This is a genomic window from Pseudomonas medicaginis (assembly GCF_965119365.1).
Taxonomy (GTDB): domain Bacteria; phylum Pseudomonadota; class Gammaproteobacteria; order Pseudomonadales; family Pseudomonadaceae; genus Aquipseudomonas.
Genome location: NZ_OZ221631.1, coordinates 5,161,969 through 5,174,911 on the forward strand (window position 1 = coordinate 5,161,969; position 12,943 = coordinate 5,174,911).

Below are 12,943 nucleotides of genomic sequence, written 5' to 3' on the forward strand. Positions count from 1 at the left end.
TCAAATTCATATTTTTCATGCTTTGCATAACCAACTGGAATCCGACCAAAACCGCCATGGACCTCGCCAACCTCAATGCCTTTATTGCCATCGCCGAGACGGGCAGTTTTTCCGGTGCCGGCGAACGCCTGCACCTGACCCAGCCAGCCATCAGCAAGCGGATTGCCGGCCTCGAACAACAACTCAAGGTGCGCCTGTTCGACCGCCTGGGCCGTGAAGTAGGCCTGACCGAGGCCGGCCGGGCCCTGCTGCCGCGGGCCTATCAGATCCTCAACGTGCTGGACGACACCCGCCGCGCCCTGACCAACCTGACCGGCGAAGTGACCGGGCGGCTGACGCTCGCCACCAGCCACCACATCGGCCTGCACCGCCTGCCGCCGTTATTGAGGGCGTTCACCCGGCGTTATCCCCAGGTGGCGCTGGATATCCAGTTCCTGGATTCGGAAGTGGCCTATGAAGAAATCCTCCATGGCCGGGCGGAACTGGCGGTCATCACCCTCGCCCCCGAACCCCACACGCTGGTACGGGCCACGCCGGTGTGGGACGACCCCCTGGACTTCGTGGTCGCCCCGGAGCATGCCTTGCTGGAAAACAGCGCAGTGAGCCTGGCGGACATTGCCCTGCATCCGGCGGTGTTCCCGGGGGGGAACACTTTCACCCACCACATCGTGCAACGGTTGTTCGAGGCCCAGGGCCTGACGCCGAACATCGCCATGAGCACGAATTACCTGGAAACCATAAAGATGATGGTCTCCATAGGCCTGGCCTGGAGCGTTCTGCCACGCACCATGCTCGATGAACAAGTGGCGCGTATTCCTTTACCGGGCATACAACTCAGTCGCCAGCTAGGCTATATCTTGCACACCGAACGGACGCTATCGAATGCCGCACGGGCTTTCATGGCCTTACTGGACGCACAAATCGATTTGCCAGGGACAAAGGCATAGGTTGTGCTGCGCCTGTAGGGCCTTGAATGCTTGTGTTTACTACCCAAACCCGCTCAAGGCTCTCTAGAAATGCCCAAACCTGCTGACCATCTCCCGCCCTTGCCGCGCATCCAGGCGCTCGACCCGAAGCGGTCCGAGCAAAGCTGGGACAGCGCGCCACAGTTGCTGGCCGCCCTGAACGGTGCGCGGCTGGGGGCCTGGTCGTGGGACATCGACAGCGGGAAGATCAGCTGGTCCCGTGGCACCCAGGCGTTGTTCGGCTTCGATCCGCGCCAACCGTTGCCGGCGGACGTGGATTACCTCGACCTGCTGCTGCCCGAAGACCGGGCCAGGGCCGTGCGCGCCTTCCATGCGGCAGTAGCCGGGGCGCCGCTGGAACAGGCGATGCATCACCGCATCGTCTGGCCCGACGGCAGCCTGCACTGGCTGGAAATCAGCGGCAGCGTGCTGCCCGACAAGCACGGCCGGCCGCGCATGATCGGGGTAATTCGTGAAATCACCCATCAGCGCGAGCGGGAACAGGCGCTGCGCAGCTCGGAAAAACGCTTCGCCACGCTTTTTCATCTGTGCCCGAACATGGTCTTGCTGACCCGCCAGGAAGACGGCCTGATCAGCGAGGCCAACCAGTACTTCGAAAGCCTGTTCGGTTGGCCGGTGCATGACGTGATCGGCCGCACCACCCTGGAGCTGGGCCTGTGGGTCGACCCCGGGCAGCGGGCGAAACTGGTGGAGGCCACCAAGGCCAAGGGCGAACTGACCAGCATGGAAGTGGAGTTCCGGGCCAGCAATGGCCAGATCCATAACGGCATCCTCAGTGCACAGAAAGTCGAACTCGAAGGCCAGCCGTACCTGCTGAGCACGTTCCTCGACACCACCGAGCGCAAACTCGCCGAACAGGCCCTCAAGGACAGCCAGGAACGCCTGGACCTGGCCCTCGATTCGGCGCAACTGGGCACCTGGGACTGGCACATACCCAGCGGCATGCTCTACGGCTCGGCCCGGGCCGCGCAGCTTCACGGCCTGGAACCCAAGCCGTTCCACGAATCGTTCGATGCGTTTTTCGAGGGGGTGCCCACGGAAGAACGCAACAATATGCGCAACGCCTATCGCAGCCTGCGGGAAGGCCCGGCGGGCAACTACCAGTTGACCTACCGCGTGCAGCTACCCGACGGCAGCTCGCGCTACCTGGAAAGCCGCGCCCGCCTCTACCGCAACGACGACGGCAGCCCCTTGCGCATGGCCGGGACCTTGCTGGACATCACCGACCAGGTGGAGCGCGAACAAAGCCTGGCCGCCTCGGAAGAAAAATTCGCCACGCTGTTCCAGGTCAGTCCCGACCCGATCTGTGTCACCCATCAGGACAGCGGCCGGTTCCTCGAGATCAACTCCAGCTTCACCCAGACCTTCGGCTGGACCGCCCGCGACGTGATCGGCCTCAGCGCCGACGAAATCGGCCTATGGGATGCTTCGGGCAGCAGCCTGCAACGCATCGAACGAGTGATTCGCGAACAATCGCTGAACAATGTCGCCATCGTCGTTCACCACAAGAACGGCCAGCCGCTGACGTGTGTGATTTCCAGCCGGCAGATTAACGTCAGCAACCAGCCGTGCATCGTCACGACCTTGCGCGACATCACCCAGCAACAACGTTCCGAAGCCGCCCTCAAGGCCAGCGAAGAAAAATTCGCCAAAGCGTTTCATTCCAGCCCCGACGCCATCACCATCACTGAACACGAAAGCGGTCGCTACCTTGAGGTCAACGACGGCTTCTGCCGGTTGACCGGCTACCGCGCCGACGAAGTGATCGGGCGCACGGTCTATGAAGTGGGGATCTGGGCCGAAGAAAAACAGCGAGCCGCCCTGCTGGCCGAACTGCAACTCAAGGGCCGCGTCGTTCACCAGGAAATGCTCGGACGCAATAAACGGGGGGAAATCCTCACGGTGGAAGTCTCGGTCGAGCCCATCACCCTCAATGAAACCGAGTGCCTGCTGCTGACCGCCCGGGACGTGAGCCTGCTGCGCAATGCCGAAGCCCAGATCCGTCACCTGGCCTATCACGACCCGCTGACCAACCTGCCCAACCGGGCCTTGCTGATGGACCGCCTGAGCCAGCAGATTGCCTTGCTCAAGCGCCATAACTTGCGTGGTGCCCTGCTGTTTCTCGACCTGGACCACTTCAAGCACATCAACGATTCCCTCGGCCACCCGGTGGGCGACACCGTGCTGAAAATCATCACCGCACGCCTGGAAGCCAGCGTGCGCCTGGAAGACACCGTAGCGCGCTTGGGTGGCGACGAGTTCGTGGTGCTGCTCAGCGGCCTGGAAGGCTCGCGCAACGAAGTCAGCAAGCAAGTGCAGACCCTGGCCGACACCCTGCGTGAACTGCTCTCGGAACCGATGTTTCTCGATGGTCAACGCCTGCAAGTCACGCCGAGCATCGGCATCGCGTTGATTCCCGACCACGGCACCACGCCCACCGATTTGCTCAAGCGCGCCGACATCGCGCTGTACCGCGCCAAGGATTCGGGACGCAACACCTCGCAGATGTTCCACACCACCATGCAAAAAGCCGCCAGCGAACGACTGCGCATGGAAACCGATCTGCGCCAGGCCCTGGCCCGCGGCGAGTTCAGCGTGCACTTCCAGCCTCAGGTCGATGCCCGGGACAACCGCATCATCGGCGCCGAAGCCCTGGTGCGCTGGCACCACCCGGAACTCGGCGCCCAATCGCCCAACGAATTCATCAAAGTACTGGAGGACAGTGGCCTGATCCTCGAAGTCGGGACCTGGATCCTCGATGAAGCCTGCGACGGCTTCAAGCAACTGATCGCCAAGGGCAAGATCGACCCGCAGCGATTCAGCCTGTGCGTGAACATCAGTCCACGACAGTTCCGCCAGAGCGACTTTGTCGAACGCATCGAAAACAGCCTGACCTCCCACGGCCTGCCCTGCTCGCTGCTGAAACTGGAGATCACCGAAGGCATCGTGATCCAGAACCTGGACGACACCATCGCCAAGATGCGCCGGCTCAAGAAACTGGGCGTGAGCTTCGCCATGGACGATTTCGGCACCGGTTATTCATCGCTGACCTACCTCAAGCGCCTGCCGGTGGACACGCTGAAAATCGACCAGTCATTCGTGCGCGATGCCACCAGCGACCCCAACGACACCGAAATCATCCGCGCCATCGTCGCCATGGCCCGCAGCCTCAACCTGGTGATGATTGCCGAAGGCGTGGAGACCCTGGAGCAATTACAGTTCCTGCAAGGGCTCGATTGCCATTTGTACCAGGGCTATCTGCACAGCCGACCGCTACCGCTTGAGGCGTTTGAGCGGCTGTTGCCATGATTGTGTGGCGAGGGGATTTATCCCCGCGGGGCGGCGAAGGAGCCCTAAAAGCAGTCGCCTCGGTGTGTCAGGCTAAACAGCGTCGGCTGTTCTTTTTTGGGGCCGCTTCGCAGCCCAACGGGGATAAATCCCCTCGCCACAATTAGTCTTCCACTGATCTCCAGAATGAAGAAGGACGCCATCAGGCGCCCTTCTTCAGCTGCGATGCATCAGTTTTGCAGCGCGGGTTGCTGCTGCGCACCGTTGATCGGGATGCGCTTGGCCTTGGCCTCTTCCGGAACCACTCGCAACAGGTCGATGCTCAACAGACCGTTACGCAGGCCGGCGGACTTGATCTCGATATGATCGGCCAACCGGAAGGACAGCTTGAACGCACGCTGGGCAATGCCCTGGTGCAGGAAGGTGACGCTGTCGTTGCTGGCTTCACGCTTGCCGCCACTGATGGTCAGCACACCTTTTTCCACTTGCAGGTCCAGGTCTTCTTCCTGGAACCCGGCGGCGGCGACCACGATGCGGTACTCGTCATCACCATGTTTTTCCACGTTGTAGGGTGGATAGCTGCTGCCTGGTTCGTTGCGCAGGGCGGTTTCGAACAAGTCGTTGAAGCGATCGAAGCCTACCGAGGAACGGAACAGAGGGGCCAGCGAAAATGCAGTACTCATGATTCAAATCTCCTGAAAAATTCAGCAAGTTTTTTTGTCTCCGCGACCCGAATTCGGCATCGCGTAACCCTTATCTAGGGTCCGCCAAAAACTTTTCAAGAGGTTTTTTCGAATTTTTTTCAGGCCGCTTCGGTGCGCCGCACACCCAATAAATGCCCCACCGCGTCCAGGTCGGTTTCCCGGCGCAGCGCGGTAAACAGCTCCACCGCTTCGGGGTAATTGCGGGTCAGCATCGCCAGCCACTGCTTCAACCGGCCCGGGGCCTGGCGCGGTGTCAACTGCTCGACCACCTGCTGCCAAAAGTCATGGAGCATCGGTTGCAACTCGGCCCAGGACATCTCGACCACGTCCTCGCCAGCCCGGGCGGCGGCGATCTGCCGGGCCAGGTCAGGGCGGGAAACGAGGCCGCGACCGAGCATGATGTCCTCGACACCGCTGATTTCGCGGCAACGGCGCCAATCGTCCACGCTCCAGATATCGCCGTTGGCGAACACCGGTACCTTGACCACTTCCTGCACCCGGGGAATCCACTCCCAGTGGGCCGGAGGCTTGTAGCCGTCGACCTTGGTCCGCGCATGCACCACGATATGCGCCGCGCCACCTTCGGCCAGCGCCGTGGCACACACCAGCGCACCGTCCGGGCTATCGAAACCCAGGCGCATCTTGGCGGTGACCGGAATGTGTTTTGGCACCGCCCGACGCACGTGTTCGACGATTTCGTTGAGCAGCTCCGGCTCCTTGAGCAACACCGCCCCGCCCCGGGATTTGTTCACGGTCTTGGCCGGGCACCCGAAGTTCAGGTCGATCACCTCCGAGCCCAACTCACACGCCAACGCCGCGTTTTCCGCCAGGCAAACCGGATCGGAGCCGAGCAACTGCACCCGCAACGGCACACCGGCAGCCGTCTGGGCACCGGTCAGCAGCTCTGGGGCGAGCTTATGGAAATAGGCCGGCGTGAGCAGACGGTCGTTGACGCGGATGAACTCGGTGACACACCAGTCGATACCGCCAACTCGGGTCAGGACGTCCCGCAGGATGTTGTCGACCAACCCCTCCATGGGCGCCAGGGCAATTTGCATGGAAACACACACTCGACGAAAAAACGTGCGGCAGTTTACCGGATTTTGCTCACCTATCCGGCATTCAGCACAAATCCCTTGTGGGGGCGGGCTCCAGGGCGCTCACAGAATCAGAGCCCACCACCAAACCCTGTGGGAGCGAGCTTGCTCGCGATAGCGGTGGGTCAGTCCACGAGAATGCCGGACGGTTCCAGGGCGGGGCCATACCCCTCGATGAATTCCGGCGGCATGCGCTTGGGCCGGCCAGTGGACAGCTCGATGCAGACGAAGGTGGTCTGGGCCCGCAGCAACGTGGCGTTGTCACTGGGGCGGACCAGTTGGAATTGCCGGGTCATTTTCAGGCGCTGGTCCCAGTCGACGATCCAGGTCGCCAATTGCAGCTCGTCGCCTTCATAGGCGGCTGCCAGGTAATCGATTTCATGCCGCACCACCGCCATGGCGCGGTCCAGGCGTCGGTACTCCACCAGATCCAGGCCCAAGCGCTGGGAATGGCGCCAGGCACAGCGCTCGAGCCAGGTAACGTACACCGCGTTGTTGGCGTGGCCCAGCCCGTCGATGTCTTCGGCATTGACCTGAAGATCAATGATGAATGGCGTTGCCCGATCCCAGCCCATGCCCCTCTCCCGGTCGAATTTGGATTGGGGCAGTGTAACGGATCCGAGCTCGACCGCCATCGCGGGCAAGCCTTGCTCTCACAGTTCAAGCCGATTGACGCGCTTGCAGGCTGCGACCGGCCAACAGTGATAACACCCCATCAATGACACGTGGATCGGCCAGTACCCGCTGATGCCCGCCTTGTGGCAGCCGCAGCAGACGACTGTCGAACCAGGCCTCATGAATCAACTGCGACTCCTTGACCGAAACCGAGGTGTCGTCTTCGGCATGGACGATCAACCCCGGCACGTCCAGTTGATAATGCGCGACATCCATCTTCGAGGCAGGCATGCCCACATCGCTTTCCACCTGGCGGATGAAGGCCGAACGCGCCTTGGGTGGCAGGCCCATCATCCGGGAGAAACCGCGCAGCACCCCAAGAATGCGAGCGGGCGCGGCGATGCTGACCAGCGTCTCGGTACGCAACCCCAACTGGACGGCCAACAGGGCACTGGCACCGCCCATGGAGTGCCCGATCACGGCCTGCAACGGCGGCAGCTCCGCCGCGGCTTCGAGCATGGCCCTGGCGAACAACAGGACATTCGCCTCGCGCCCCGGCGAGCGACCATGGGCCGGGCCGTCCAGCGCCACCACCGTGTAACCGGCATCCACCAGGGCCGTGATCAACGCCGCGAACTGGGTCGGCCGCCCTTCCCAGCCGTGCATCAGCAAGACCGCCGGGCCTTTGCCCCAGCGCAAGGCCGAGAGACCGAAGCGCAAGGTGATACGTTCGGATGTCGCCAGCAACGGCAACTCCCAATCCCGCGGCGGCAAACTTCGAGGGCGCATGAACAGCGACCGCATCTGCTTCGCCACCAGCTGCGGAGCCACCCAGCCAAGCGTGCCATTGACGCTACGAATCCAGCTCAACCTGTTCATCGCTCATCTCCAGGGGCTTGCGCCTCAGTTCAACGCACGGCCGACTTGGCGGCGCGCAGCAAACGATCCGATAACTCTCCCGGCCCCAATGCCCGGGCCAGGGCCAGGCCGCCCACCATCAAGGCGATGTCGGCCAGGGCTTTGTCGGCGTCCTCCGGGCTGGCCGCCAATTGTGCGACCATCAACTCGATATGCTCATTGAGCACCTCACGAAACGCCTCCGGCAGCCGGCCGAGCTCGCCGACCGACGCCGGGATCGGGCAGGCATGCTCGGTGGAGTCACGGTGCTTGCGGGACAGATAGAACGCGGCGACCAGGGCACGCCGCTCTTCGCCTGTCAGCTCGCCGTCCATATCGGCGATCAAGCCGCGGCGCCGATTGAGCAATTGCTTGAAGGCCTCCAGCATCAAGGCATCCTTGCTTTCGAAATGGGCGTAGAACCCCCCCACTGTCAGCCCGGCTGCGCCCATCACCTCGCCCACGCTCGGCTCTGCCGGCCCACGCTGGATCAGCGCATCGCTGGCGGCCTTGAGAATGCGCTCACGGGTTTGTGCCTTTTTATCGCTCATCGCCACCTCCGAATATTACGACTAAAATATTATTCCTATAATAATTTTCCGCAAGCGGAGATTTTGACCGCTGGTCAGAAGACTTTCTCAGGATAGGGAATTGGCCGAACGCCAGACAAACAAAAGGGCCATTCAAGAATTGAATGACCCTTATAAAATCCCGCAGAGCGGGTAATCGTGGCGTCCCCTAGGGGACTCGAACCCCTGTTACCGCCGTGAAAGGGCGGTGTCCTAGGCCACTAGACGAAGGGGACACAAACCTTCTGACTTGATCAGCGCTGAGAACTGATCGATTCAAGGCCGGTGTGGCCAGACCTTGAACCTGTAATTGGTGGAGCTAGACGGGATCGAACCGTCGACCTCTTGCATGCCATGCAAGCGCTCTCCCAGCTGAGCTATAGCCCCGGATTTTTCGCCTCGCGGCGGAGCGACATCTTGCAACATCGCTTCTGTAAAACTGGCGTCCCCTAGGGGACTCGAACCCCTGTTACCGCCGTGAAAGGGCGGTGTCCTAGGCCACTAGACGAAGGGGACGCAAACCCTTCTATACCACTGATCAACGCTGAGTGTTGATCGCTTCAAGACCGGTGTGGCCAGGCCTTGAAGTGTAAATTGGTGGAGCTAGACGGGATCGAACCGTCGACCTCTTGCATGCCATGCAAGCGCTCTCCCAGCTGAGCTATAGCCCCTCATCGCTGAGGACGGGGCGAATCTTAAGGGCGTATCGGAGGACTGTCAAATTTATTTTCAACAAATTTGAAAATTTTTTGCCGGGATAACAATCACTTACCGACAAACCCCGGAAAACCGGGGCATGCCCTGCCTCATCGACCGCTTACGCGATCGCGCCCAGCAGTTTTTCCCACTCCTTGTTTTCCTTCTTCGACACGCCACCGAGCAGATCGATGGCCTGGCGCAGGCGGAAACGGGTCAGGTCCGGCCCGAGGATTTCCATCGCATCGAGCACCGACACCGAGCTGGCCTGACCGGTAATGGCGGCGAACATCAGCGGCATGGCATCGCGCAGTTTCAACTCCAGGGATTCGACCACCGCCTGGATGGTCGCGGTGATGCTGTCCTTTTCCCACTGACGCAGGCTTTCGAGCTTCCACAGGATCAACTGCATCAACTGACGGACCTGGTCGCCCGAAAGCTTCTTGGATTCGAACAGCTTCGCGTCCGGCGTTACACCACCTGCGAAGAAGAAGCCGGCCAGCGGGGCGATCTGGCTGAAGGTCTCTACCCTGCCCTGCACATGGGGAGCGATCTTCATCATGTACCCAGGGTTCAATGCCCACTTCTGCACCCGGGCGGCGAACTCCTCCACCGGCAGATCACGCAGCCACTGACCGTTGAGCCACGACAGCTTCTCGACGTCGAAGATCGGCCCGCCCAGGGAAACGCGCGACAGATCGAAATGCTCGACCATTTCCTGCAGCGAGAACTTCTCGCGCTCGTCCGGCATCGACCAGCCCATGCGCCCCAGGTAGTTGAGCATCGCCTCGGGCATGAAGCCCATGCGCTCGTAGAACGTCACCGAGGTCGGGTTCTTGCGCTTGGACAGCTTGCTTTTATCCGGGTTACGCAGCAGCGGCATGTAGCACAGCTGCGGTTGTTCCCAGCCGAAGTACTCGTAGAGCAGGATCAATTTCGGCGCCGACGGCAGCCATTCTTCACCGCGCAGGACGTGGGTGATGCCCATCAGGTGATCGTCGACCACGTTGGCCAGGAAGTACGTCGGCAAGCCGTCGGTCTTCATCAGCACTTGCATGTCCATGCGATCCCATGGGATCTCGACATCGCCACGCAGCATGTCCGGCACCACGCAGACGCCTTCGCTCGGCACCTTCATGCGGATCACATGGGGCTCACCGGCCGCCAGGCGACGGGCGACTTCTTCCTTGGACAGCAGCAGCGCCCGGCCGTCGTAGCGCGGGGTTTCGCCACGAGCCATCTGCTCGGCGCGCATCTGGTCCAGCTCTTCGGCAGTGCAGAAACACGGGAACGCATGCCCCATGTCCACCAGTTGCTGGCAATACTGCTGGTAGATATCTCCCCGTTCGCTCTGGCGGTACGGACCGTGCGGGCCGCCGACGTCCGGGCCTTCGCTCCAGTCGATCCCCAACCAGCGCAGGGCATCGAAGATCTGCTGTTCGGACTCGCGGGTCGAACGCAACTGGTCGGTGTCCTCGATCCGCAGGATGAACTCGCCGCCATGCTGCTTGGCAAAGCAATAGTTGAACAAAGCGATGTAGGCGGTGCCGACATGGGGATCGCCAGTGGGCGAAGGCGCGATGCGGGTGCGGACGGTGGTCATGGCATGTCTCGGAAAGAATATAAAAGCGAAGATCAAACAAGGGGCGGATGGTAACAGGCGTTGGTAGGCGGGCTCCAGTGAGAGCGGGATTTGTGTGGCCAGTCGTCAGACCGAGTCGCCCCCATCGCGAGCAAGCTCGCTCCCACAGAAGACCGATTGCAGCCTGGACGACGCGGCCCACTGTGGGAGCGAGCGCTCGCGATGAGGCCCTTAAGGTCGCCACACAACCTCAGACAGCCAGCAACCGCTCGCGCAACTTGCCAATCTCGTCGCGCAACTGCGCCGCCGCTTCGAACTCCAGGTCCCGGGCCAGTTGGTACATCTTCTCTTCCAACTGCCGGATGCGCTTGGTGATTTCGCTGGGCGAGCGCAGTTCGGCCTCGTAGCGGGCACTCTCTTCGGCCGCCTTGGCCATGCCCTTGCGCTTCTTGCTGCGCGAGCCGGGCACGGTGGCGCCTTCCATGATGTCGGCGACGTCCTTGAACACGCCCTTGGGCGTGATGCCGTTGGCCAGGTTGAAGGCGATCTGCTTGTCGCGACGGCGCTCGGTCTCGCCGATGGCCCGCTCCATGGAGCCGGTGATGCGGTCGGCATACAGAATCGCCCGGCCATTGAGGTTACGCGCCGCGCGGCCGATGGTCTGGATCAACGAGCGCTCGGAGCGCAGGAAACCTTCCTTGTCGGCGTCGAGAATCGCCACCAGCGACACTTCCGGCATGTCCAGGCCTTCGCGCAGCAGGTTGATGCCCACCAGCACATCGAAGGTGCCCAGGCGCAGGTCGCGGATGATCTCGACCCGCTCCACCGTGTCGATGTCCGAGTGCAGGTAACGTACCCGCACGCCGTGGTCGGCCAGGTAATCCGTGAGGTCTTCGGCCATGCGTTTGGTCAGCGTGGTGACCAGCACCCGCTCTTCCACTGCCACCCGCTTGGTGATTTCCGAGAGCAGGTCATCGACCTGGGTCAACGCCGGGCGTACCTCGACTTGCGGGTCCACCAGACCGGTCGGCCGTACGACTTGCTCGACCACCCGCCCGGCATGCTCGGCTTCATAGTTGCCGGGGGTGGCCGAGACAAAAATCGTCTGCGGGCTGACGCTTTCCCATTCGTCGAAGCGCATCGGCCGGTTATCCAGCGCCGAAGGCAGGCGGAAGCCATACTCCACCAGGGTTTCCTTGCGCGAACGGTCGCCTTTGTACATGGCGCCGACCTGGGGCACGCTGACGTGGGACTCGTCGATCACCAGCAGGGCATCGGCCGGCAAATAGTCATACAACGTGGGCGGCGGCGCGCCCGCCGGACGCCCCGACAGGTAGCGCGAGTAGTTTTCGATGCCATTGCAGTAACCCAGCTCCAGGATCATCTCCAGATCGAACCGCGTCCGTTGCTCCAGACGCTGGGCTTCCACCAACTTGTTGTTCGACCGCAGGTACTCCAGGCGCTCCTGCAACTCGACCTTGATCCCTTCGATGGCGTCCAGCAGGGTTTCCCGGGGCGTCACATAGTGGCTCTTGGGGTAGAAGGTGAAGCGCGGCAACTTGCGGATCACTTCGCCGGTCAGCGGATCGAACGCCGAAATGCTCTCCACCTCATCGTCGAACAGCTCGATGCGGATCGCTTCCAGGTCCGATTCCGCCGGGTAGATGTCGATCACATCGCCGCGCACCCGGAACGTTGCCCGGGCAAAATCCATGTCGTTGCGGGTGTACTGCAAGTCCGCCAGGCGCCGCAGCAAGGCGCGCTGGTCGAGTTTGTCGCCGCGGTCCACGTGCAGCACCATTTTCAAGTAGGTTTCCGGGCTGCCCAAGCCGTAGATGCACGACACCGTGGTGACGATGATCGCGTCCTTGCGCTCGAGCAACGCCTTGGTCGCCGACAGTCGCATCTGTTCGATGTGGTCGTTGATCGAGGCATCCTTCTCGATGAAGGTGTCCGACGACGGCACGTAGGCCTCGGGCTGGTAGTAGTCGTAGTAGGAAACGAAGTACTCCACGGCGTTATTCGGAAAAAACGCCTTGAACTCCCCGTACAGCTGGGCCGCCAGGGTCTTGTTCGGCGCCAGTACCAGGGTCGGGCGCTGCACCTGGGCGATCACGTTGGCAATGCTGAACGTCTTGCCCGAGCCGGTCACACCGAGCAACGTCTGGTGCGCCAGCCCGGCCTCGATGCCTTCGACCATCAGGCGGATGGCTTCCGGCTGATCGCCGGCGGGCTGGAAGCGGGTGACTAGCTGGAATTCAGACATGGCATAACCTCTGGATTCACCCCTGTCGGCCAGCCGACAGGAACGAGAAAGACCGAAACGACTGATGTCGCCCGAGGAAAAAGCTGGGATGCACACAATGTGGAGGTGAATGCCTTCGCTTTCAAGACGGACGTCCTACACGCCTTGGAGGCTTTGACGCGGCAAGAGGACTAACGGTCGAAAAAAATCGAAAAAACTTAACCTAAAAGCCGAATCGCCTGTCGCCGTGCAGGGTGATGGCCT

General features: G+C 61.7%; 9 protein-coding genes and 4 tRNA genes. 2 read left to right on the forward strand and 11 right to left on the reverse strand.

Annotated elements, in window-relative coordinates; translation table 11 throughout:
• Positions 1-56 precede the first annotated feature (56 nt).
• Together ACMTA2_RS22485 and ACMTA2_RS22490 are read left to right on the forward strand one after the other, a co-directional pair.
• The gene (locus tag ACMTA2_RS22485; RefSeq protein WP_413791834.1) at positions 57-947 is read left to right on the forward strand and encodes a LysR family transcriptional regulator; all 891 of its coding nucleotides are present in this window, start codon (positions 57-59) and stop codon (positions 945-947) included.
• A gap of 69 nt (positions 948-1,016) precedes the next feature.
• Positions 1,017-4,295 carry a sensor domain-containing protein gene (locus ACMTA2_RS22490; protein WP_413791835.1) on the forward strand — a complete coding sequence of 1,093 codons (3,279 nt, stop codon included), beginning with the start codon at positions 1,017-1,019 and terminating at the stop codon, positions 4,293-4,295.
• Positions 4,296-4,504: 209 nt separating this feature from the next.
• Here ACMTA2_RS22490 and ACMTA2_RS22495 read toward each other — a convergent pair whose 3' ends face one another.
• From ACMTA2_RS22495 to uvrB, 11 genes are all read right to left on the reverse strand, one after another.
• Positions 4,505-4,957: an Hsp20 family protein gene (locus ACMTA2_RS22495; RefSeq protein ID WP_053123476.1), complete on the reverse strand. Its 453-nt coding sequence runs from the start codon at positions 4,955-4,957 to the stop codon at positions 4,505-4,507.
• A gap of 119 nt (positions 4,958-5,076) precedes the next feature.
• Positions 5,077-6,036, reverse strand: a complete 960-nt coding sequence (locus tag ACMTA2_RS22500; protein WP_413791836.1) for a tRNA dihydrouridine synthase — start codon at positions 6,034-6,036, stop codon at positions 5,077-5,079.
• Between the two features lie 164 nt (positions 6,037-6,200).
• Positions 6,201-6,650, reverse strand: coding sequence for an acyl-CoA thioesterase (locus ACMTA2_RS22505; protein ID WP_413791837.1), 450 nt, complete (start codon positions 6,648-6,650; stop codon positions 6,201-6,203).
• Between the two features lie 85 nt (positions 6,651-6,735).
• On the reverse strand, positions 6,736-7,569 hold the full coding sequence (locus ACMTA2_RS22510; protein WP_413791838.1) for an alpha/beta fold hydrolase: 834 nt from the start codon (positions 7,567-7,569) through the stop codon (positions 6,736-6,738).
• 29 nt (positions 7,570-7,598) lie between these two features.
• Complete coding sequence (locus ACMTA2_RS22515) at positions 7,599-8,138, reverse strand: TetR/AcrR family transcriptional regulator (RefSeq protein ID WP_413791839.1); 540 nt, start codon at positions 8,136-8,138, stop codon at positions 7,599-7,601.
• 178 nt (positions 8,139-8,316) lie between these two features.
• A tRNA-Glu gene (locus ACMTA2_RS22520) sits at positions 8,317-8,392 on the reverse strand.
• 75 nt (positions 8,393-8,467) lie between these two features.
• A tRNA-Ala gene (locus ACMTA2_RS22525) sits at positions 8,468-8,543 on the reverse strand.
• Between the two features lie 53 nt (positions 8,544-8,596).
• Positions 8,597-8,672, reverse strand: a tRNA-Glu gene (locus tag ACMTA2_RS22530).
• 79 nt (positions 8,673-8,751) lie between these two features.
• Positions 8,752-8,827, reverse strand: a tRNA-Ala gene (locus ACMTA2_RS22535).
• Positions 8,828-8,973: 146 nt separating this feature from the next.
• On the reverse strand, positions 8,974-10,455 hold the full coding sequence (gltX, locus tag ACMTA2_RS22540) for a glutamate--tRNA ligase (protein WP_413791840.1): 1,482 nt from the start codon (positions 10,453-10,455) through the stop codon (positions 8,974-8,976).
• A 229-nt stretch (positions 10,456-10,684) separates the two neighbouring features.
• A complete protein-coding gene (uvrB, locus tag ACMTA2_RS22545; protein WP_413791841.1) occupies positions 10,685-12,700 on the reverse strand; it encodes an excinuclease ABC subunit UvrB in 2,016 nt (671 codons plus the stop codon).
• Between the last annotated feature and the right edge of the window lie 243 nt (positions 12,701-12,943).